This window comes from Pseudomonas sp. GW821-FHT02A08 (genome assembly GCF_059422045.1).
The window spans coordinates 64,741-87,302 of the sequence record NZ_JBWKWD010000007.1; the positions used below are offsets into that span (position 1 = coordinate 64,741).

Below are 22,562 nucleotides of genomic sequence, written 5' to 3' on the forward strand. Positions count from 1 at the left end.
TCAGGCCGCGGTCAGCAAACCCTGGCGCTCGATGAAAGCGATGATCTCTTCCAGGCCCTGGCCGGTTTTCTGATTGCTGAACACGAACGGTTTGCCGTTGCGCATGCGCCGGGTGTCGCTGTCCATCATCTCCAGCGAGGCGCCGACCAGCGGCGCGAGGTCGATCTTGTTGATCACCAGCAGGTCGGATTTGCAGATCCCCGGCCCGCCCTTGCGCGGCAGCTTGTCGCCAGCCGAGACGTCGATCACGTAGATCGTCAGGTCCGACAGTTCAGGGCTGAAGGTGGCGGAGAGGTTGTCGCCCCCGGACTCCACCAGAATCAGGTCCAGCCCCGGAAAGCGGCGGTTGAGCTGATCCACGGCTTCGAGGTTGATCGAGGCGTCTTCGCGGATGGCCGTGTGCGGGCAGCCTCCGGTTTCCACGCCGATGATGCGCTCCGGTGCCAGGGCTTCGTTGCGCACCAGAAAGTCGGCGTCTTCGCGGGTGTAGATGTCGTTGGTCACGACGGCCAGGTTGTAACGCTCGCGCAAGGCCAGGCACAGGGCCAGGGTCAGGGCGGTTTTGCCGGAACCGACCGGGCCGCCGATGCCGATGCGCAGGGGTTGTGTGTTCATGTGGTTCTCCAAAATAACCGGCCCTAGGAACGGAACAGTCGGCTGTACTGGCGCTCGTGGGCCATACACGCCAGGGACAGGCCGAAAGCGGCGCTGCCGTAATGATCGGGATCGATTCGGGTGGCGTTCTGTTGAGCTTGTTGAAGCAGTGGCAACAGTTCGCTGGTCAGGCGCTGGGCGGCTTGCTGACCCAGGGGCAGGGTCTTCATCAGCACCGCCAACTGGTTTTCCAGCCAGCTCCAGAGCCAGGCGGCCAGGGCGTCCTGGGGGCAGATCTGCCAGGCGCGCGCGGCCAAGGCCCAACCCAGGGCCAGATGTGGCTCGCTGCGTTGTTCAAGAAAGGCGCGGGCGGTTGCATCGAGTTCCGGCAAGCCGTTGAGCAATTGCTGCAACGAATAGCCCATCTGCCGGCTCTCCTGATGCAGCTCGCGGGTTTCGCGACTGGCGCGATGCGCTTCACAGTTCTGCAGCAACTCGTCCCAGTTTTCCTCGCTGGCGGCCACGCAATGAGCGAGCAACAACGGCGCTTCGAAGCGTGCCAGGTTCAGCAGCAACTGATCGCTGATCCAGCGTCGCGCACTGTCGGGGTCGTTTACCCGGCCGTTATCCACAGCCATTTCCAGCCCTTGGGAGTAGCTGTAGCCGCCAATCGGCAATTGCGGGCTGGCCAGGCGCAGCAGCGCCCAGGCCGGGTTCATGGGCGTACGCCGAACTGGTGCAGTTTCGGCGCGTAGTTGAAGTCTTCATCGCCGTGGCGCGAATGATGATGACCACCGCCGTAGGCGCCATGTTCCGGCTGGAACGGCGCCTCGATGTTCATGGCAACGGCACCGAGTTGTTCGAGCATGGCCTTGAGCACGTAATCGTCGAGCAGGCGCAACCAGCCGTCGCCGACTTGCAGGGCGACATGGCGGTTGCCCAGGTGATAGGCCGCTCGGGTCAGTTCGAAGGCATTGGCGCAGGTGACATGCAGCAATTGCTCGGGGCGGGCGCAGACACGCACGATTCGCCCGTCTTCGGCTTGCAGGCATTCGCCGTCAAGCAACGGCGGCTGGCCGCGCTCCAGAAACAACCCGACGTCTTCACCCTCGGCACTGAAACAGCGCAAACGGCTTTTGCTGCGGGCTTCGAACGTCAGGTGCAGTTCGGCGGCCCAAACGGGTTGAGGGTCGATTCTGCGATGAATCACCAGCATCGGAAGGCTTCCAGCAATGGACAATGCTCAGGCTAGAGCAAGGGGCTTGCCAATCGACATGATGCGTAGGAAATGGCTGAAGGAGACGTAGGAATGGTATCGATTGAGTGAGTTTTTTGGTTGAAGTTGGTGCGTTGTTTTTGATTCGCGCACCAAGTTGAAGCGGCGCGGTTCAATGTGGGAGCGGGCTTGCTCGCGAAAGCGGAGTGTCTGTCACATGAATGTTGAATGTGCCGGCGCTTTCGCGAGCAAGCCCGCTCCCACAGGTTTACTCAGTACTGCCAAGCCCTTGCCAGTGCTTGAGGCCAATAAAGATGAAGCGCAGCTGCTGGGTGATTTTTGCCTGGGGCGTCAGGTGCTCAGGCAAAGCCTCGACTGGCGGATCGATGATGTCCGGCAGGGTGGCGAACACGCTCTTGACGATCAGATCCGCCATGACGCTCAGGTCGGCGATGTCCAGGTGCTGCAGTTTCGGCATCAGTGACAAATCCGCCGCCAGGTCCGAGCTGATGTTTTCACGCAAACGGCCGATGGCCTGGCGCACCGGCAGCGAACCGCCGTATTGCTCACGGGCGAGAAACAGGAACTGCGAACGGTTGGCGCTGACCACGTCGAGAAAGATCCGTACCGAGGCATCGATGATGCCGCCCATCACGAATTCGTTGTGTCGTACCAGGCGAATGGTTTCGCGGAATGTCTGGCCGACTTCGCTGACCAGCACCAGGCCCAATTCATCCATATCGGCAAAATGCCGATAGAAACCGGTCGGTACGATACCGGCGGTTTTTGCGACTTCGCGCAGGCTAAGGCTGCCGAATCCTCGGCCGCCATCCATCAGACGCCGGGCTGCGTCCATCAGGGCATTACGGGTTTGTTGTTTCTGTTCGGCGCGGGGCAGCATCGCAAGGGTGTTTTCTGGACAGGGACGCGACGCACTCTAGCAAATCGGCTTTGCCGGCGTCGAACGACTGTAGTGGGCTCAAGCGGGGAAGTGTGGCGTCTATCAAGCAAGCGGACCGCTGAAAAGTCAAAAGCCCAATCCGGGGATTGGGCTTTTTTTCTGGGCGGCCATGGGGCTTAGCTCACGGCGCTGTTGCGTTCGATCACACGGTCACCACCGCCTTCAGCGAGGGTTTGACCTTGTGGAGTGCGATCCGAACCGTCGGCGGCAAGGGTCTGGCCTTGTGGAGTACGGTCGGAACCATCAGCAGCCAGGGTTTGACCTTGTGGAGTACGGTCGGAACCATCAGCAGCCAGGGTTTGACCTTGTGGGGTGCGGTCGGAACCATCAGCGGCCAGGGTCTGGCCTTGTGGGGTACGATCGGAACCATCGGCAGCCAGGGTTTGGCCCTGAGGAGTACGGTCCGAGCCATCCTGAGTGATCAGGCCTTTTTCTTTCAGGCGATCATTACCGCCTTCGGCAAGGGTTTGACCCTGAGGAGTACGGTCGGAGCCATCGGCGGCGACGGTCTGGCTGAACACCGAGTGGTCTTGTTTCACTTGTGGGGTAGCCTGGTCAGCTGCTGGCAGGGCAAAAGCAGTGCTGGCCAGCATCGAGAGTGAAAGGCTAAGCAGTAGTTGGCGTTTCATGATTGTTGTGCTCCTCGGGGGTGCGAAAAAGTGGGTACGAGGGCAATGCTACTCTCGATAAGTCGATATAAAAGTTCATAAACGCAATGGTAATAATCAACGGAATTGATTGTTTGCTGGGGAGGCTCTAGGTCGGGCGTTTCCGGCGAGTTGTCTTGCACTGGTTTGGGTATTTTCGACCCATGTTTGACGTGTAAAAGTGCGGGGCCGGTAACGCTGTTCGACTGATTGGTCAGTATTGGACTGGCTGAATTCGGCGAAATCGGTCTATCGATTAAACCTGCCGGGTTTTTATCAGTCGTAGCTTTCATGGCGAGCCGTTTGCGGCTCACCGTTTCACATGTGCGTCGCAGTCGGGGCGCTCAGTCGTATCAGGAGCCTTGTGCAATGACGCGCACTCAAAAGATGTTTGTCTGGACCCTTTCCACTTTCCTTACCTTGTTGATGGTGCTGGTGCTGATCATCGTGTTCTTCGACTGGAACCGGATCAAAGCACCGCTCAACGCCAAAGTTTCCGAAGAACTGCACCGCGCGTTCGCCATCAACGGCAATCTGTCGGTGGTCTGGCAGCCCGAGCCCGATGAAGGCGGCTGGCGCGCCTGGGTACCGTGGCCTCACGTGGTGGCCGAAGACTTGAGCCTGGGCAATCCTGACTGGTCGAAACAATCGCAGATGGTCACCCTCAAGCGGGTGGAGCTGCGTATTTCACCCCTGGCATTGCTGGCGCAGCGGGTGGTGATCCCGCGTATCGATCTCACCGAGCCCAATGCCCAACTGCAACGCCTGGCTGACGGGCGCGCCAACTGGACCTTCAAATTCGACCCGAAGGACCCGAACGCCGAGCCTTCGAACTGGGTGGTGGATATCGGTGCGATCGGCTTCGACAAGGGCCACGTCACCCTCGACGACCAGAACCTGAAGACTCAACTCGACGTGCTGATCGATCCTTTGGGCAAGCCGATCCCGTTCAGCGATATCGTCGGCGACAAAGCGGCGAAAACCGCGCAGGAAAAGGGCTCGTCACCCCAGGATTATGCATTCGCCCTCAAGGTCAACGGCCAGTACCACGGCCAGAAACTCGCGGGCCAGGGCAAGATTGGCGGGCTGTTGGCGTTGCAGGATGCGGCACGGCCGTTTCCGCTTCAGGCACAGGTGAAGATCGCCGATTCCAGCGTCGAACTGGCTGGCACCCTGACCGATCCGCTCAATCTCGGCGCCCTGGACTTGCGCCTGAAACTGGCGGGCACCAGCCTGGGCAACCTCTACCCGCTGACCGGCGTGATCCTGCCTGACACGCCACCCTATGCCACCGATGGCCACCTGATCGCCAAGCTGCACGAGGCCGGTGGCGCGGTGTTCCGTTATGAAGAATTCAACGGCAAGATCGGCGAAAGCGACATCCATGGCAATCTGACCTACGTGGCCAGCCAGCCACGGCCAAAACTCAGCGGTTCGTTGTTGTCCAATCAATTGCTGTTCGCTGACCTGGCGCCGCTGATTGGTGCCGACTCCAACGCCGAACAGAAGGCCCGAGGCGGTGACAGCAAGCAACCGGCGGACAAAGTGCTGCCAGTCGAAGAGTTCAAGACCGATCGCTGGCGCGATATGGACGCCGATGTGGAGTTCACCGGCAAGCGCATCGTGCACAGCGAAAAACTGCCATTCAACGACCTCTATACCCATCTGGTGCTCACCGATGGCGTGCTCAGCCTCGAACCGCTGCGCTTCGGCGTGGCCGGCGGCAAGCTGGACGCGCAGATTCGCCTGAACGGCCGCACCGATCCACTGGAGGGCCAAGCCAGGCTCACGGCCCGTGGCTTCAAGCTCAAGCAGTTGTTCCCCGGCTTTGAACCGATGAAAACCAGTTTCGGTGAACTCAACGGCGACGCTGATATCAGCGGGCGCGGCAATTCGGTGGCCAAACTGCTGGGCAGCGCTGATGGCAACCTGAAAATGCTGATCAACGATGGCGCCATCAGTCGCGAACTGATGGAGCTGGCGGGCCTGAACGTCGGCAACTACGTGGTTGGCAAGATCTTTGGCGACAAGGAAGTGAAGATCAATTGCGCGGCCGCCGACTTCGGTATCCAGTCCGGCCTGGCGACTACCCGGCTGTTTGTATTCGACACCGAGAACGCCATCGTCTACATCGACGGCACCGCTAACATGGCGACGGAACAACTGGACCTGACCATCACCCCGGAGTCCAAGGGCTGGCGCCTGATTTCATTGCGCTCGCCTTTGTATGTACGGGGCAAGTTCATCAAGCCCGATGCCGGGGTCAAGGCCGTGCCGTTGATGTTGCGCGGCGCCGGAATGGTGGCGCTGGGGGTGATTGCCGCGCCGGCGGCGGGGCTGTTGGCGTTGGTCGCGCCGAGTGGCGGCGAACCGAACCAGTGCGCACCGTTGCTGGAGCAGATGAAAGCGGGCAAGGCGCCGAAGACGGTAAAGGACTGATGTGAAAGAAACGTTGTGCAGCGCTCCAGCAGTTGGGCTTGCGGAGCGCGAATGTTGATATCAGGAGATTGCAGGCGGCGCCTGGATGTGTAGCAGCTCGGATTCAATTTTTCTCCCGAGTTTCTGTATGACGGTTTCTCTGATTGGGTTGTATTGCAGCTCAGCCAAATGGCAAATGAGTATTCGGATGTTGGTTTTGCCATCCTTGATCGGGCAAAGCGTGGCCTGGTCCAGGATGCCAATATCAATGGCATCAGCAGTTTCGAACGAAAGTTGCACCGTAATCATGGTTTTATCCTGGCGAACAATCGTAAACAGGGCACTGGTAGCCAGCGGCGTTTTTGCGGTGACGGGGACGGATGTCAATGCGTTGGCGTTAAGCCTGTTCAGGATGGCTTCAACGGCGGATGAAGAGTCTGGAAGTTGCTTCAACTTTATTAATGCATCGGCGAGCGCTTGGTGTTCATCAATGAGTAATGCGCTTGCAAGGCTTTGCTGGATGATTTTCCCAAAGGTGGTTGTTCCAAATTCCACTCGTGAAAATGATCGGCTATTAATGGCCCAAGCCAGCTTTTTCAACGTGTTTGTGTAGCTCGTCCATTGCTGCTCCCGGTCACTACCATGTTTTTTTGCGAGCAGTTTGCTGTATAGGTCAGAGTGCAAGATGTCATTTTTTAGCTCGCTGGAATGCGGCCCGCAAAATACGGTAATGTGTCCGTTAAGTGTATAGATATCGTTTTCAGATTTATTCATTGAAATTTCCATATTGGCCTCAATGCAAGTTGGGTTGAAATCGGCCAAAAAGCGCCGATTTCATTGTTGTTATAGTGTTCGGCGATCGTTAAAAATCGACATCGAGGTCCGGAAGATCTACAATGAGTTTTTTCGAGGAGGCGCCGAATTTTGTGTAAAGATCGTTACTAACGGCCGAGAAAGCTTTCAAGTTCAAATAAGCGCGCACAGCCCCGGTTTTTATATCGGTGGACTGTTTGGTGGATCTCCAGAACAGAATGCCTTGTTTGCTTTCCCGTGCATCCAGGGAAATACAGTTGAGGATCATGTTCGGCTGTCCACTGCTATCCAGCCATACGGGCGCAATATCGAACTTGGCTTGTGTGCCGAGGTGTTTATCCTTATCAAAAACTTGGATACCCCTAGGGTTGTCTTTCACCGCATCAAGGGCTTTTTTCGCAACTTGCGCCAGCAGCGCCGCGTCTTTGCCGATGAGTCCTCGTGCAATTTCCAGGGCGACCGAATCCATCGTCAGGCCGATTTTGGTGATTTTAGTCTCTTGCATGTGCTTGTTCTGGATAACCCAGCCAAGGGCGGACAGGCCATTGACGTAGTATTTGTACCATTCGAATAGTTGTTCGTCTTTTGGAAACTTTTTGGTGGCGGCGTTTTGCATCACCAGTTTGCAGATGTCGACATCATCAATGACATCTTTCGGGACACCGGGTAAGTAAGCATTAATAGTACCAGGTGCAGCACTGCCGGTCGGTTTGTCGGGGTCATGAGGAGGTTGTATTTCTTCAATGGATCTTGTCTGTAATAGCGTTGATAGTTTCGGCTGGATATCGAGTGTTGGTAATGAGTCAATGAATTCTAGGCGTTGTTCCAAGTGCATGAAAGTAATCCTTTACTTGTTGGTTGAACAACCGGCTGGTTGTGGTTGTTAGAATAAGTGCGCGCAGGGAAAAGTCTATTTGTGCTTTGTAACTTCAGGTTTGCCCTTGAGTTATTTTATTAAGCCGTGTCATGCATATATGCGCGGCAAGGCAGTTGTGCTTAGTGATAAAGCCTCAGTTTCCTACTTGAGAATACGTTGCCCTGTAGGAGCTTGCGATCTTGGCAATAACCCGGATAACGAGGCTTCTTCAGTCAGCCACGAAAAAAACGCCCTAACCGGCGGATGCCGCTCGCGACCCGGCACACACAGTGCGCTGTAACCGGCTCCCTCGACCTGAATATCTCCTCGATACGCCACCAGCAACCCGCTGGTCACGCTTTCGGACACCAGTATGTTGCTCGCCAGCACCAGGCCTTGCCCGGCAATGGCTGCTTGCAGGGCGTAATGCTCTTCGTCGTATTCGCGCACGGCGGGCGGGCCGCTCAGCCAGGTTTCGCCGGAGCGAGCGCACCAGGCCTCCCAGCCGTGGGCATAGAGTCTGGAGTTGTGCCAACGCACGCTGATCAGCGTCGGGGCGCGACTCGACGCCAGGGCCACTTGTTCCGGCGAACCGTAGACACCAAAGGACTCATCGAACAGGCACTGGCCGTACAGGTTGGGGTAATCATCGAGGCTGTAGCGCAGCACCAGATCGACACTGGCGTCCTGATGCAGATCGATGACTTCGCAGTGGGTATCGAGGCGCACATTGATGTTCGGGTGACGGGCGTAGAAACGTCCCAACCGTGGCACCAGCCACAGGGCAGCGAAGGCGGCGGTGGTGGAGACCGTCAGGCTGGCGCCGCTGCGTTGCGGGCGCAGGGTATCGACACTTTGCGCCACATCCAGAAAAGCCCCGTGCAGACTCTGGAACAGCCGTTCACCGCAATCGGTCAGGCGTACCTGACGCGGCAGACGCTCGAACAGCGGCACGCCGAGCCAGGTTTCCAGGGAGCGGATCTGATGGGACACCGCCGTCGGGGTGACGGACAGTTCTTCGGCGGCAGCCTTGAAGCTCAGCAGGCGTGAGGCGGATTCGAAGGCCCGCAGGGCGGTCAACGGCAACGAGGCAAACATTGAACACTCCATGGATGAAATTAATTCATCCAGACTGATTTCTGCTCATTTGAACGAGGACGGTGGTGAGCTTCAAGCTGCAAGCCACAAGCCGTTTGAGTTTAGCCCTGAGGAGAGACAGATGAGTAGAATTCTTGCTGTTCACGCCAGCCCCCGTGGTGACCGTTCGCACTCCCGGCGTTTGGCCGAAGTGTTTCTGTCGGCCTGGCAGGCCCGTCATCCACACTCACAGTTGACCCGGCGCGAAGTCGGTCGGGTGCTGATTCCACCGGTCAATGAGGCATTCGTGGCCGCCGCGTTTTACCCCGAGCCCGACGCTCGACCACTGTCAATGCAGGCCGACCTGGCACTCAGCGATGAACTGGTGGGCGAATTGCTCGGCCACGATGTGTTGCTGATTTCCACGCCGATGCACAACTTCAGTGTACCCAGCGGATTGAAGGCCTGGATCGATCAGATCGTGCGGGTGGGGGTAACCTTCGATCACACCCTGGACAATGGCGTGGCCCAGTACGAGCCGTTGGTGCAGGGTAAAAAGGCCCTGATCATCACCAGCCGTGGCGGCTTCGGTTTTGGCCCGGGCGGCGAGCTGGAGGCCATGAACCATGCCGACACGCTACTGCGCACGGTACTCGGATTCATCGGGATCACGGACGTCACCGTGGTGGCTGTCGAGGGCGAAGAGTCCGCCGAGCGCACCTTCGAAATCTCTGCCGCCGAGGCTGAGCGGCGCCTGTTGGCGCTGGCCGGGGAGTTCTAGATGGCCTGGCTGTTTCTGCTGGTCGCCGCCGGGTTCGAAGTCACCTTCGCCATGGGCATGAAATACGCCGAGGGCTTCACCCGGTTCTGGCCTTCGCTGATCACTGTGGTGGCCGCTGTGGGCGGGATCTATTTCCTGACCCTGGCCATGCGCGAGTTGCCGGTGAGCATCGCATACCCGATCTGGACCGCCATCGGATCACTGGGCACGGTGTTTCTCGGTTTTGCACTGTTGGGTGAAAGCCTGAGCGTGATCAAGCTGGTCTCGGTCGGGCTGATCGTGGCGGGCGTGGTGGGGTTGAAGTAGGGCGGATGACATAGACTTGTAGTCGAGTTGTCATCTTCGCTGGTGATGCTTGGCGGATGTCTTGCATCCCGCCTTGCGTCACCGCCCGACCACAAGGATGTCCGCCCATGTCGCAAGGTTCTGCCCCGCGCTACCCGCTGGTGCTGGTCCCCGGAATGCTCGGGTTCATCCGGTTGGTGCTTTATCCGTACTGGTACGGGATCGTCGAGGCGCTGCGCCATGGCGGTGCGGTGGTGTTCGCCGTGCAGGTCTCGCCGCTCAATTCGAACGAAGTGCGCGGTGAACAACTGCTGGCACGCATCGACGAAATCCTGCGGGAAACCGGGGCTGACAAGGTCAACCTGATCGGCCACAGCCAAGGCTCATTGACCGCCCGCTACGCCGCCGCCAAGCGTCCGGATCTCGTGGCATCGGTGACCTCGGTGGCGGGGCCGAATCATGGTTCGGAGCTTGCCGATTACCTGCACAAGCATTATCCCCATGACAGCGTCCGTGGTCGCCTGCTCTGCTTTTTACTGCGGATGGTCGGCACGCTGATGGGGTGGCTGGATACCGGTTACCGCGGACCGAAGCTGCCGGTGGATATCCATGCGTCCCATCACTCCCTCACCAGCGCGGGCGTGGCGCTGTTCAACCGGCGTTATCCACAGGGCTTGCCTGAAACCTGGGGTGGTCACGGACCGGAAGAGGTCAACGGCGTACGCTATTACTCCTGGTCCGGCACCTTGCAGCCGGGCATTACCGATCGCGGGCGCAATCTGCTGGACGGCACCAACCGCAGTTGCCGACTGTTTGCCAAGACCTTCGTCCGCGAAGCCGGGCATTGCGACGGCATGGTCGGGCGCTACAGCTCGCACCTGGGGACGGTGATTGGCGATGAGTATCCGCTGGATCACTTCGATATCGTCAATCAGTCGCTGGGGCTGGTCGGCAAGGGGGCGGAACCGATCCGGTTGTTTGTCGAGCATGCGGCGCGGTTGGCGGCGGTAGGCGTCTAGACCGCGTTATCGTTCATCGCGGGCAAGCCACGCTCCCACAGGTTTCCGGTTGTTCACAAAAATCAGATTCGACACAAAACCTGTGGGAGCGGGCTTGCCCGCGAAGGCGCCGGATCAGGCAACGCTGACCTTACGCCCCAACACCGTCGTCCAGCGCTCGGAAACAATCACCCCGCCCAGCGTCAACACACCACCTACCAAGTGATACATCGCCAACTGTTCATGCAACACCACCGCCGCAATCAATGCGGTGATCAACGGCAGCAAATTGAAAAACTGCGTGGTCCGGCTCGGCCCCAAACGCACCACCGCCTGCATCCACGCCAGCGGCGCGACCATCGAAGCCAGCAGGCAGGCGTACAGCACCAGCGGAATGTTCTGCAGGGTCGGGCCGACCTTCGGTGAGGCGAGGAACAGCGGGAACAGCACCACCACGGCCACCAGCACCTGCAGATACAGGAGCACCAGCGGTGGCAGTTTCAGTTGCCATTTTTTCAACAGGGTGCTGTAGACCGCGTAGGCCAGGGTGGCGATCAGCATCATCGCGTCGCCCAGGTTGACCCCGTGTTCGAGCAATGCGCCCAGGCTGCCGGACGACACCACCACCAGGACTCCGGCGAACGACAGCACTGCACCGGCAAGGGCACCCATGGTCAGGCGCTGGCCGAGGCTGATGATCGCCATGGCCAGCGACATCAATGGCATCAGCGACAGGATGATGCCCATGTTGGTGGCCGAGGTCAGGCTCGCGGCGAAGTACGCCAGGCTTTGATAGACCGCCATGCCGAGAACACCGAGGACAAAGATCTTGCCCAGTTTCGGGCGGATCAGCGGCCAATGGGCGAGCACCGGTTTGAGCATGAAAGGCGTGAACAGCAACCCGGCCAGCAGCCAGCGGTAGAAACCGATCTCGGCGGGGAAGATCGCCCCGGCCGACATTTTGGTGATCACGGTGTTGCCGGCCCAGATAAAAATGGCCAGCAGGGGATAAGCGTATTGCATCGGGAAAAACCAGAACGTTAATGAAGGGCAATTATCCGCTTGTCTGGATGAAAGCCTATACTTCGATCCAGACAACCGGCCCCCGATGACGGACAGCATGAGCAGTAAACATATCGACCTGCTGGATTTCAGCGAACTGCCGTCGGCGGTGTACTTCCGCTACGCCGATTTCGACGCCCACGAATACGCCGCGCCCCATCGACATCCCTGGGGGACGCTGGAATACGCCGCCCACGGCGTGCTGCACATGGACGTCGAGGGCAGCCGTTTCATGTCGCCACCGCAATACGCGGTGTGGGTGCCGCCGCAGATCGAGCACAGTTTCTATAGCCACCAACCGGTCAACTACCGCGCTGTGTGCCTGGCACCCAAGGTCTGCGCCGACCTGCCATCGCGAGCCTGCACCCTGGCCATCAGCGATATCCTCAAGGCGATCCTCAAGGACTTCGCCGCCCGGGACGTGAAAATCCCCGAGCAGGCCGCGGATCGGCGTCTGGCCCAGGTATTGGTGGACCAGTTGCAACAGGCCCCGGTGCACGAGTGCTACCTGCCCTATGCCAGCAGCCCAGGGTTGCTCGGAATTCTTGAAGCGTTGCAGGCCGAGCCTGGGGATAACCGGCCCTTGTCGGAATGGGCCGTACGCATTCATGTCAGCGAGCGCACTCTGGCGCGGCAGTTCGTGCGGGAACTGGGCATGAGTTTCGGTGAGTGGCGCCAGCGCCTGCGTTTTCTGGCGGCGATCGAAGCGCTGGATAGCCCGCGCAGCATTCAGGAAATCGCCTTCGACATGGGCTACAGCACCGGCTCGGCGTTTATCGCGATGTTCCAGCGCCAGGCCGGATGTACGCCGGAGCAGTATCGCCGCAGCCATCTGGAGAACAGGAATGTGTAACAGGGGTTGTCTACACTCCAGTACAAGGCCGCACCCCTCGGTGTGGCGACCGGGAGAAAACTCCATGAAGATGATGCGTGTCCCTTTGTTGATGATCGGTTTGCTGCTGTGCTCCCAGGGCTTTGCCGCCAACACGGCCCAGCAAGAGAAGATGACCACCTGCAATGCCGACGCTACGGCTAAAAGCCTCAAAGGCGACGAGCGCAAGGCCTTCATGAGCACCTGCCTGAAGGCGACTCCGCCGGCAAACGATGCAGCCAAGACCTTGACCCCACAGCAAGAGAAGATGAAGACCTGCAACGCCGATGCCGCCACCAAAGCCCTCAAGGGGGACGAGCGCAAGGCGTTCATGAGTGATTGCCTGAAGAAAAAATAAACCTGGACGCTTGTGGTGAATGTGCCGCCTCTTCGCGGGCAAGCCCGCTCCCACATGGTTTATGTGCTGAACAAAAATTGCGCAGGCATCCAGGATCCCTGTGGGAGCGGGCTTGCCCGCGAAGAGGCCGACAAGGGCGCCGAGTCGCTTGAGTTGCCCCCGACCAAGGTCGCCCCACACAATCCCTAGTGCTCGCACCGGATCGCTGGCAGACTGCCAATCCTTTTTACGCCGTTCGTTTTTGAGGCTGTATGCCAACGTTTTCTCAGCGTCAAGTTTTGCTGATCATCAGCTGGGTCATCATTTTTGGCGGACTGCTGCTGGTGATTCCGCTGCGGTTGCTGCCCAGCCTGCTCGCCGGGTTGCTAGTGTTCGAACTGGTCAACATGCTTACCCCGCAACTGCAACGGCTGATCGAAGGCCGGCGCGCGCGCTGGCTGGCGGTGGCGTTGCTGGGGACTCTGATTGTCAGCGTGCTGTCGCTGATCTTTGCCGGTGCCTTCAGCTTCCTGCTGCACGAGGCGGAAAACCCCGGCGCTTCCCTCGACAAGTTCATGGGGGTGGTCGACCGCGCACGCGGGCAACTACCGCCGTTCATCGACGCCTATCTGCCGGCCAGTGCCGCCGAGTTCCGTGTGGCCATTGGCGAGTGGGTCAGCAAGCACCTCAGCGAGTTGCAACTGGTGGGCAAGGATGCGGCACACATGTTCGTGACCTTGCTGATCGGCATGGTGCTGGGTGCGATCATTGCCTTGCAGCGGGTGCCGGACCTGACCAAGCGCAAACCGCTGGCTGCGGCGCTGTTCGAACGTCTGCACCTGCTGGTCCAGGCGTTTCGCAACATCGTGTTCGCCCAGATCAAGATCTCTCTGCTCAACACCGTCTTCACCGGGATTTTCCTGGCGGTGATCCTGCCGATGTTCGGTATCAAGCTGCCACTGACCAAAACCCTGATCGTGCTGACGTTCCTGCTCGGCCTGCTGCCGGTGATCGGCAACCTGATGTCGAACACCCTGATCACCATCGTCGGTTTGTCGTTGTCGATCTGGGTCGCTGTGGCGGCGCTGGGTTACCTGATTGTTATCCACAAGCTCGAATACTTCCTCAACGCACGCATCGTCGGCGGGCAGATCAGTGCCAAGTCGTGGGAGTTGCTGCTGGCGATGCTGGTGTTCGAGGCCGCGTTCGGCCTGCCGGGGGTGGTGGCGGGGCCGATTTATTACGCGTATCTGAAGAGCGAGTTGAAGCAGGTGGGGATGGTTTGATCTGCTGGATTCTTGTTGTCTGAGCTGGCCCCTTCGCGAGCAAGCCCGCTCCCACATCTGACCGAGTTCCTCCAGATGGAATACGGTCAGATGTGGGAGCGGGCTTGCTCGCGAAGGGCGCGCCAAAGATTCTGGATCAGTCCATCGACCCGTAGCGTTTCGCAGCCTCGATCGCCAGACCGCTGCCGATACTGCCAAAGATGTTCCCTTCCACATGCCGCGCCTTCGGCAGCATCGCCGAGACGCTGTTGCGCAGCGCCGGAATGCCGCTCGAACCGCCGGTGAAGAACACCGTATCGACCTGGTCGACTCGTACATCGGCGTCTGCCAGCAGTTGGGTGACGCTGTTGCGTACGCGCTCCAGCAGGCTGTCGATGGCCGACTCGAACAGCGCACGGCTCAGGTCCACGCTCAGGCCCGCTTCAATGCGGTCCAGTGGCACGTGGCGATTGTCGGCGTGGGTCAGCTGGATCTTGGTTTCTTCCACTTCCATGGCCAGCCAGTGTCCGGCGCGCTGTTCGATCAGCTTGAACAGGCGGTCGATGCCGCCGGTGTCTTCGATGTCGTAGCGCATGCTGCCCAGGGCCAGTTGCGATTTCTGCGAGTACACCGAGTTGATGGTGTGCCAGGTCGCCAGGTTCATGTGGTGGCTGGTCGGCATGTAGGCGCCGCTCTTCATGCGACTGCCGTAGCCGAACAGCGGCATCAGGCCTTGCAGGCTGAGCTGTTTGTCGAAGTCGGTTCCGCCGATGTGCACACCGCCAGTGGCGAGGATATCCTCGTGGCGGTTATCCACACCCCGACGCTCCGGCGACAGGCGCACCAGGGAGAAGTCGGAGGTACCACCGCCGATGTCGACGATCAGCACCAGCTCTTCTTTCTCGATGGTCGACTCGTAGTCGAACGCAGCGGCAATCGGCTCGTACTGGAACGAGACTTCCTTGAAGCCGATCTTGCGCGCCACGTCGACCAGGGTGTCTTCGGCTTCCTTGTCGGCCATCGGGTCATCGTCGACAAAAAACACCGGGCGGCCCAGCACCACTTCTTCGAATTCCCGACCGGCGGACGCTTCGGCGCGGCTCTTGAGCTGGCCGATGAACAGCCCGAGCAGGTCCTTGAACGGCATCGCCGTGCCGAGGACGCTGGTGTCGTGCTTGATCAGCTTGGAACCCAGCAGGCTCTTGAGCGAGCGCATCAGGCGGCCTTCATAACCCTCCAGGTACTCGTGCAACGCCAGCCGGCCGTACACCGGGCGACGTTCTTCGATATTGAAGAAGACCACCGACGGCAGGGTGATCTTGTCGTCCTCCAGCGCGATCAGCGTTTCCACGCCGGGGCGCAGCCAGCCGACAGTGGAGTTGGACGTGCCAAAGTCGATACCCAAGGCACGGGCTGGAGATGCGTTGTTCATGTCTTTCAGGTTCCGGTTAAAAAACGGCCGCGCAGTGTATGTCAGAGCGCGCCAGATTCGAAGGCCGGTTATCTGCTAATTCTTCGCAAACAATGCCTTGAAAGATGGGGCATTCCCCCCAAACTACCCTGCATCAACCGGACAGCCGCGGGAGTGCTCACAAGAAGCCCCGCCGGCTGCCGATAAACTTCTGCCGCGCCGCCCGGTCACAAATTTGAGATCGGTCAAACCAATGGCTGCAAACAAGCGCATGCTGTGGCCCGTGGCGCGATTTGATAACGGATGGTGATTCCCGCGATGGACTTCAAAGACTATTACAAGATTCTCGGTGTGGAGCCGACCGCAGACGATAAGGCGATCAAGGCCGCCTATCGCAAGCTGGCGCGCAAATACCACCCCGACGTCAGCAAGGAAAAGGATGCCGAGGCGAAGTTCAAGGACGCTTCGGAAGCCTATGAAGCGCTGAAAAGCGCCGATAAACGCGCCGAATATGATGACTTGCGCCGCTATGGCCAGCACGGCCAACCGTTCCAGGGACCACCAGGCTGGCAGAGCCGTGGCGGTTTCGGTGGTGGCGGCCAGGACACGGGCGATTTCTCGGACTTTTTCAGTTCGATCTTCGGCAACCGTGGGCCAGGCTTTAATGGTGGACAGTCGCGTCGCAGTACCGGACGTCGAGGGCAGGACGTGGAAATGGAACTTGGGGTTTTTCTCGAAGAAACACTTTCGACCGAGTCGAAGAAGGTCACCTTCCAGGTGCCGCAGTACAACGCGGCCGGCCAGCATGTGAGCAATACCAGCAAGAGCCTGAACGTGAAGATCCCCGCCGGTGTGAGCGACGGCGAGCGCATTCGCCTCAAGGGGCAGGGTGCTCCGGGCGTGGGTGGCGGCGCCAATGGCGACCTGTACCTGACGATCCGTTTTGCACCGCACCCGAAATTCGATGTTGAAGGCGAGAACCTGATCATCACCTTGCCACTGGCACCGTGGGAGCTGGCGCTGGGCGCCGAAGTCGCCGTGCCGACCCTGACCGGCAAGATCAACCTCAAGGTGCCGGCCGGCAGTCAGAACGGCCAGCGCATGCGCGCCAAGGGCCATGGCCTGATGAACAAGGCAGGTGAGCGCGGCTACCTGTTCGTGCAACTGAAGGCCGTGATGCCGAAGAAATCCGACGATGACATCAAGGCCTTGTGGCAGGAGCTGGCGAAAAAAGCAGCGTTCGATCCGCGTGAGCATTTTTGATCCCATAGAACCAAGGAGTCACTGACAATGAGCAGTCCCCTGATCGTTCAACTGGACATGGCAGAATTCTGTGAGGCGACCGAGCTGTCGGACGCCTACGTGATCGAAATCGTCGAGCACGGCATCCTCGAACCTCAGGGCGCTCAGCCCAAGGACTGGGTTTTCAACGACTATGAGCTGACCCTGGCCAAGCGCGCCGCCAAGCTGCGGCGCGACCTTGACCTGGAGTGGGAAGGCGTCGCCCTGGCGCTGGACCTGCTCGAAGAAGTGCAGCAGCTACGGGCCGAGAACCGCATGCTCAAGCAGCGGTTGGCGCGGCTGGTGGTGTTGTAGCCGCCAGTTGACTGGCGAGCTACGCGGGTCTTGCAAATACTTGTGCCCGGGTTTGAGTCATTCGTTAATGGATGTAATTGTTTTAAAAGTCGGCATCCGGAAAGTTCGGGTGGGTGGTATATATATATTTTTACTATTTGAATATTCGCGGGGTTTGGCAGGCGTTCTGCTGATTTTTTACCTGTTTTTTTGTTTTTTATTTTGGTGGGAGTTAAGTAGGTTTATTGCTCTTGTGAAAACTCAATGAGCAATCAAAATATGTCTGTATCTGAAATGTCTCGTTTTAATAAAAGCTCGATTACGCCAACTGAAAATAAAGGGCGTCATCATGAATTCATCAGGGATAAACTTCCAGGCTGGGTTTTGCAGGCAACACCACAAAGACGCAAGGCGTTGCGCGATGTCGGGTTCACACTTCCTGCAGGGTATGAAACTGCCTCGAAAGTTCATCTGGAAGCATTAAAGGTCAGTAGCCAGCAAGGCTTCTCTTCGCAAAACGATGTCGATCAACTGCTGGCTGACCTGAAGGACGTCAAGGCATTTGCGCGTCCGCTGGTGACGTCGGCCATTCTGGAGAAGTTCAAAGTTTCGGTTGATGTGGATAAGACGGTATTGCGTTATTCAGTGCCCGGCTCCGAGCCTTTCGCAGATGCCATTCAAATATCGATCAGTCTGTTAGACGCGGCTTTGCATAATTTTACCGAGGCTGACGAAATTGATACCTATGCAGCTCATCGGGTCAGTGGGGGGCGGGTATTCCTGCTTTCGTCACAGGGCAAGTTACCCTTTACCGTTGAGGATTTTGCCAAGCTGTGTCGGCAGTTGGATGTGGGGGGGCAGTATCAGGCGCATGTCAATTCGGTACTGGGTATTGGTGAGGCCGAAGATTTATTGAACGGCAAAGTTCTACTCAGTCAACATCACGCATTTGCTGCTGCGATCGATCTTGCGCGAATGCAGGGTGATATTGACCAGGTCAATAAGGACTCAAGTGTTTACAACATGTTGTTGGGGGTTAACGATAAATCGGATAACCAGAGGCTGGATGGCAAGCCTGTTCGATGCAAGGGTTTGAAACTGCTTGGCGATGCCGAGTTGGTCGGCATTGTACTGATCGGCCCCGATCGCAACGACAGCGATACCGTGCAGCGTCTGGTTGCCTACATTCCCCATGATCCTGTCAGCCCGATCAAAGAGTACGCAAGCGCGCAGCAATTTCATTTCGAATTGCGTGAGCGGCTGCGCGATCCCGCGTATCAGGATTTTTTCAGTCGATTCATCAGGCAGGAGGACAAGGCGCGCTTCTTCAGTCGGCTGAATGATCGGTTGACGCCGTTACGACAGCCACTAAACGGCGAATTCAATGCAAGGGAAAGAGTCCCTGATCCCGATGCCAGGATCCATATGGAGGAAACATCGGTCCGCGGGGATCTTTGGCAATTCCTCGTCGACCAGCAACGGAACAAATTTCTCAACGATGCAAAGTTTGTCGCGGTGTCCACGGCGGATGTCGATGCCCAGGCCCGTCATGAAAAACTGCTGGGCTACCTGGGTGTTGCGCTGTCGGTCCTCAACGTGGTCGCGTTGTTCGTTCCCCCCTTGGGCGTGGCGATGATGACGGTCATGGCGGTTCAATTGACCGATGAGTTGGTAGAGGGCATCGAGTCCTTGGCGCAGGGCGAAAAGGATGAGGGGTTTGCGTATCTGATGGATGTGGCGCAAAACCTCGCTCAGCTTGCCATCGTTGCGGCGATGGGCGCCGAGAGCGCCGGGCCCGTGACACCATTAAGGCAGTCGCCTTTTTTCGATAGCTTGAAGCAGGTCACCTTGCCGAACGGGCAGACGCGCGTGTGGAAGCCTGATCTGAAACGCTATGAGTTCAGCGGGGCATTGCCAGAGGGCCTGAAACCGGACGAGCTGGGCCTGTTGCGGCACGATGGCCAGGCGTATCTGCCCTTGGGCGACAAGCTTTTCAAAGTGATCAAGGACCCGCAAAGCGGCAACTTCAGGATCGCGCACCCTGCCCGGGTCGATGCCTACGCACCCGAACTGATTCATAACGGCCATGGCGCCTGGCGTCATGAAGTGGAGCAACCGCGGACCTGGGCGGGGCTCGAGCTGATGAGGCGCCTCGGGCATCGCGTCAGCGACTTCAGCGACGCAGAGCTCGAGCAGATTCGCAGCATCAGCGGCACCGACGAAAATGTATTGCGCAAGATGCATGTCGAGAACGAGCGACCTGGTCCGCTACTGGCCGATACGCTCAGTCGATTCGAAAAGTACCGGCAGGTCGAGCGCTTCATCGCCGAAATGAAGAGCCAACCGGCCATCGGAGCTGCAGGGGACTCGATCGATCAACTGCATGTCCTGACGCGTTATGGCCAGTGGCCGGACTCGCTGTCGCTACGCATTCTCGACGGGCAGGCAAAGACCCTCTGGGAATACCGCAATCCGGCGACCAAACCGGACAACACACGGGTCGTGCAGATACATGATGCGCAGGTGCGTGATGGGCGTCTGTTGCGGGTGCTGCTGGAAAGTCTCGATGATAACGAAACCAATGTCGTGCTGGGGCTGCGGCCAGAAGCGCCTCGTGAATCGCTGGAGCAGCGGGTCGAGAAGCTGCGCGGGAATATCGCCCGGCTTGCCGAACAACATAAAGTCGAGTTTTTCAATGATGTCTACGGCGCCAGCAGCCAGAGCAGCGATCCGCGGCTCGAACTGATCGAATCGCGCTTTTCCAGCGTGCCCGTGAAAGTGATCGAACAGTTGCTGGCTGAAGCCAGCAGCACTGAACGACAGCAAATGGCCAAATGGGATTTCAACGACAGGTTTCAAACCAAACCCATACCCCTGCGCTTGGCGGAGGAACTGCGCTGGATCCAGCGTGAAGTGCGTCTGTCGCGAGCGTACGAGGGGCTGTTTCTGGAGGCGCTGATCAACCAGGACACCGAGATGCTTGTGCTCAACTCACTCGAGAAGCTGCCAGGCTGGGCGAACGATCTACGCCTCGAAGTTAGAGACGGCTCGTTCAGTGGCGATCTGAGGGCCAGTGTCGGTGCGGAAACGGCCGCCAGCCGAAAGGTTCTGGTGCGTAGCGCAGAGGGGCTGTACGAGGCCCGTGACCAGAACGATGGTCATTTGCACGGCGCGGATAATATCTACGCCGCGCTTCAGCATGCCTTGCCGGATGGATCGCGCAATGCAATAGGTTTGCCCCATGTGGGGCAAGGACCGGAGTTGCAGGCATTGATCAGGCAACATGTATTGACTCGCGGTGAATTGCGCTCACGGTTGGGCATGCAACCGATCAAACCCGGTTTCAGAGCGCCTCAGCGCTGGGTCGATGGTCTCGTGGGCTATCCGCTGTCCGGGCGTGGGGCCGGTATGAACCCGCTGCAGGTGTCGTTCAAGGAGCGAGTACTCAGGCTTTTTCCGTATTTCACTGATGGGCAAGCTGAGCGCTATCTGGAGTTTATTGACGCTGAGAATCCCGAACGGATTCTGATAAATCTGGAGGCCGAGTTTCAAGGTTTGCTGGATTGGTCGGAGCAATGGCTGGAGGCCCCTACTACGCGTGTTTTGCCAGACGGCAGTGTCGTGGCGGTCGAGCAGTATGAAAAACAAGTGGTCGTTGAGCTCCTCAAGCGCTGCTGGCAAAGAATGACAAACAGGCTTTCTCTCCATGGTTATCCTCGTGGGGGCGAATTGAGCCTTCGAGGTCGGATCGTCGGGGCGCTTCCTGCTCTGGACGCGACCTTTCCCCATGTGGAATTTGTGAATCTGAGTGAGATGGAGCTCGTGGCGACTCCCAACGAGTTTCTCGAATCCTTTTACAACGTTCGATCGTTGAATCTCCGGGCTAACCGACTGGTAGACATACCCGCGCAGCTGGATAAGCTGGAGAGTCTGGTCAGACTGGACCTTTGCGCAAACAACATCAGGCTTACCCCTGAAACCGCGGCTTTACTGGCTGGCAGGCGTAATCTTCAAAAACTTTGGCTCAGCCATAATCCGCTGGGGCGTACCCCTGATTTCAGTCAGATGACCGAGCTGACCGAAGTTCGCTTGCAGGCCACCGGGATCAGTCAATGGCCGGAAGGGCTCGTTGGGCCACGCCATCTGCAAATGGTCGATCTGCGTGATAACCAGCTCACTTCGTTTCCCGATTGGGCGGTGAACCCACCAGCGGACAAGGCGAGGGCAATCAATCGGGTATTGAGGGTCACCGAGTTGAACGGCAATCCTCTTTCCGAGCGTGGCATACAGCAGTACGCGGACATTCTGACGCGTATTTACCTGGATGACGATGGCGCGGGTTTGATGCCGGTTCCCGTCGAGGCACCGGCTAATCGGGGGGCCGAAGGGGGCACGTTGGCGCCATCGGAGCAGAGGGTCAATCGATGGCTGAGCAATATTCCTGTTGCTGAACGCACAGCAAAAAAACAGCTGTGGACGCGCCTCGACACAGAGTCCCTCGATCGGGAAGCGGCCGGAGATGAAGTGGGTGGCGCGGTCAGTGAAAGCGAGGAGTTTTTCCGATTATTGGAAAAACTGAGTAAAACGGCGGAATACAAGAAGGCTTATCCCGATCTCGAAGCTCGGGTCTGGGCGGTCCTGGAAGCGGCTGGAGAGAATGCGCAGTTGCGTGACGAGCTGTTCCAGGCGGCGGGAGAGCCAGAAACCTGCAGCGATCGTGCTGCCCTGATGTTCAGCGACCTGGAAATCAAGGTGCAGGTTCACAAAGCCTTGGCACGTGTTGGCGACAAAGGCGCGGGCGCTGAACTGCTCAAGCTGGCCAAAGGATTGTTCCGCCTGGATCAGGTTGAAACATTTGCGCTCAAAGATATAACAGAGCGTATTGAAGCGATTGTCCGTTCCAATACCACGGTAAGGGAGAAGGGCCGGCAACTGTCACTCATGGATCAAATTGAAGTACGGCTTTCCTACCGGGTGAGTCTTCGGGAAAAGCTCGATTTGCCGGGGCAGCCTACGCAGGCCGATTACACCGGTTCGCAGTACGTGCCTGCCGCCAAACTGAATGAAGCAGAGCAGCATGTAAACAGCCTGAAAGATTCGAAGGCAGAGATTGATTCGATTGCGCGCCGTGATTTCTGGGGCGAGTACCTGAAAGAAAAGTACCGCTCCAGGTTCGATCTGGCTTATGAACCCATTGAGCAGCGCTTGGAAAAACTGGACATTGATAGAGAATCGCTGACCAGCGATGCCTATAACACTCAGTCCAAGGCTTTGGCTGATGAGGCAGGGGAGGCCGTGCGCAAGCTGACCGATCTGTTGACTCCGCAGGAAATTCTCGACCTGGAAGATGGCGATAACCACGCGTAACGATGCGCGCTGGTTCAACCGAGCCCCG

At 58.4% G+C, this 22,562-nt stretch carries 20 protein-coding genes; 10 read left to right on the plus strand and 10 right to left on the minus strand.

Features of this window, described 5'->3' with window-relative positions; translation table 11 throughout:
* From ureG to AC07W4_RS07430, 5 genes are all read right to left on the minus strand, one after another.
* On the minus strand, nt 1-615 hold the full coding sequence (gene ureG, locus AC07W4_RS07410) for an urease accessory protein UreG (RefSeq protein ID WP_495031989.1): 615 nt from the start codon (nt 613-615) through the stop codon (nt 1-3).
* Between the two features lie 23 nt (nt 616-638).
* Nucleotides 639-1,313: an urease accessory protein UreF gene (locus tag AC07W4_RS07415; protein ID WP_495031990.1), complete on the minus strand. Its 675-nt coding sequence runs from the start codon at nt 1,311-1,313 to the stop codon at nt 639-641.
* Entirely contained in the window at nt 1,310-1,810 is a 501-nt protein-coding gene (ureE, locus tag AC07W4_RS07420) for an urease accessory protein UreE (RefSeq protein ID WP_495031991.1), read from the minus strand. Before ureE ends, AC07W4_RS07415 begins: the two co-directional genes overlap by 4 nt.
* A gap of 268 nt (nt 1,811-2,078) precedes the next feature.
* Nucleotides 2,079-2,711, minus strand: a complete 633-nt coding sequence (locus AC07W4_RS07425; RefSeq protein ID WP_495031992.1) for a TetR family transcriptional regulator — start codon at nt 2,709-2,711, stop codon at nt 2,079-2,081.
* A gap of 176 nt (nt 2,712-2,887) precedes the next feature.
* On the minus strand, nt 2,888-3,400 hold the full coding sequence (locus AC07W4_RS07430; RefSeq protein WP_495031993.1) for a hypothetical protein: 513 nt from the start codon (nt 3,398-3,400) through the stop codon (nt 2,888-2,890).
* A 387-nt stretch (nt 3,401-3,787) separates the two neighbouring features.
* Between AC07W4_RS07430 and AC07W4_RS07435 the strand changes: the two genes are divergently transcribed.
* Nucleotides 3,788-5,857, plus strand: a complete 2,070-nt coding sequence (locus tag AC07W4_RS07435; RefSeq protein WP_495031994.1) for an AsmA family protein — start codon at nt 3,788-3,790, stop codon at nt 5,855-5,857.
* Nucleotides 5,858-5,917: 60 nt separating this feature from the next.
* Here the strand turns inward: AC07W4_RS07435 and AC07W4_RS07440 are convergent, their stop codons facing one another.
* From AC07W4_RS07440 to AC07W4_RS07450, 3 genes are all read right to left on the minus strand, one after another.
* The gene (locus tag AC07W4_RS07440) at nt 5,918-6,610 is read right to left on the minus strand and encodes a hypothetical protein (protein WP_495031995.1); all 693 of its coding nucleotides are present in this window, start codon (nt 6,608-6,610) and stop codon (nt 5,918-5,920) included.
* Nucleotides 6,611-6,698: 88 nt separating this feature from the next.
* Nucleotides 6,699-7,484, minus strand: coding sequence for a hypothetical protein (locus AC07W4_RS07445; RefSeq protein WP_495031996.1), 786 nt, complete (start codon nt 7,482-7,484; stop codon nt 6,699-6,701).
* A gap of 183 nt (nt 7,485-7,667) precedes the next feature.
* Nucleotides 7,668-8,615 (minus strand): LysR substrate-binding domain-containing protein, encoded by a 948-nt coding sequence (locus AC07W4_RS07450; protein WP_495031997.1) that lies wholly within the window; start codon nt 8,613-8,615, stop codon nt 7,668-7,670.
* 109 nt (nt 8,616-8,724) lie between these two features.
* Between AC07W4_RS07450 and AC07W4_RS07455 the strand changes: the two genes are divergently transcribed.
* From AC07W4_RS07455 to AC07W4_RS07465, 3 genes are all read left to right on the plus strand, one after another.
* Entirely contained in the window at nt 8,725-9,363 is a 639-nt protein-coding gene (locus tag AC07W4_RS07455; RefSeq protein ID WP_495031998.1) for an FMN-dependent NADH-azoreductase, read from the plus strand.
* Complete coding sequence (locus AC07W4_RS07460; protein WP_495031999.1) at nt 9,364-9,669, plus strand: DMT family transporter; 306 nt, start codon at nt 9,364-9,366, stop codon at nt 9,667-9,669. It abuts the gene before it with no gap.
* A gap of 107 nt (nt 9,670-9,776) precedes the next feature.
* Entirely contained in the window at nt 9,777-10,667 is an 891-nt protein-coding gene (locus AC07W4_RS07465) for an alpha/beta fold hydrolase (RefSeq protein ID WP_495032000.1), read from the plus strand.
* A gap of 114 nt (nt 10,668-10,781) precedes the next feature.
* On the opposite strand, the gene AC07W4_RS07470 is transcribed toward AC07W4_RS07465, so the two are convergent.
* Nucleotides 10,782-11,669, minus strand: a complete 888-nt coding sequence (locus AC07W4_RS07470) for a DMT family transporter (protein ID WP_495032001.1) — start codon at nt 11,667-11,669, stop codon at nt 10,782-10,784.
* 97 nt (nt 11,670-11,766) lie between these two features.
* Between AC07W4_RS07470 and AC07W4_RS07475 the strand changes: the two genes are divergently transcribed.
* The 3 genes from AC07W4_RS07475 to AC07W4_RS07485 all read left to right on the plus strand — a co-directional run bounded on the left by AC07W4_RS07475 (nt 11,767) and on the right by AC07W4_RS07485 (nt 14,202).
* Nucleotides 11,767-12,561: an AraC family transcriptional regulator gene (locus AC07W4_RS07475; RefSeq protein ID WP_495032002.1), complete on the plus strand. Its 795-nt coding sequence runs from the start codon at nt 11,767-11,769 to the stop codon at nt 12,559-12,561.
* 64 nt (nt 12,562-12,625) lie between these two features.
* Nucleotides 12,626-12,937 (plus strand): PsiF family protein, encoded by a 312-nt coding sequence (locus AC07W4_RS07480; RefSeq protein WP_495032003.1) that lies wholly within the window; start codon nt 12,626-12,628, stop codon nt 12,935-12,937.
* A 251-nt stretch (nt 12,938-13,188) separates the two neighbouring features.
* Nucleotides 13,189-14,202, plus strand: coding sequence for an AI-2E family transporter (locus AC07W4_RS07485; RefSeq protein ID WP_495032004.1), 1,014 nt, complete (start codon nt 13,189-13,191; stop codon nt 14,200-14,202).
* Nucleotides 14,203-14,338: 136 nt separating this feature from the next.
* Here AC07W4_RS07485 and AC07W4_RS07490 read toward each other — a convergent pair whose 3' ends face one another.
* Nucleotides 14,339-15,613, minus strand: a complete 1,275-nt coding sequence (locus AC07W4_RS07490; protein ID WP_008001051.1) for an Hsp70 family protein — start codon at nt 15,611-15,613, stop codon at nt 14,339-14,341.
* Between the two features lie 297 nt (nt 15,614-15,910).
* Between AC07W4_RS07490 and AC07W4_RS07495 the strand changes: the two genes are divergently transcribed.
* The 3 genes from AC07W4_RS07495 to AC07W4_RS07505 all read left to right on the plus strand — a co-directional run bounded on the left by AC07W4_RS07495 (nt 15,911) and on the right by AC07W4_RS07505 (nt 22,534).
* Entirely contained in the window at nt 15,911-16,855 is a 945-nt protein-coding gene (locus tag AC07W4_RS07495; RefSeq protein ID WP_495032005.1) for a DnaJ C-terminal domain-containing protein, read from the plus strand.
* Between the two features lie 27 nt (nt 16,856-16,882).
* Entirely contained in the window at nt 16,883-17,188 is a 306-nt protein-coding gene (locus tag AC07W4_RS07500) for a chaperone modulator CbpM (RefSeq protein WP_495032006.1), read from the plus strand.
* Between the two features lie 243 nt (nt 17,189-17,431).
* Complete coding sequence (locus AC07W4_RS07505; RefSeq protein WP_495032007.1) at nt 17,432-22,534, plus strand: NEL-type E3 ubiquitin ligase domain-containing protein; 5,103 nt, start codon at nt 17,432-17,434, stop codon at nt 22,532-22,534.
* Nucleotides 22,535-22,562 lie beyond the last annotated feature (28 nt).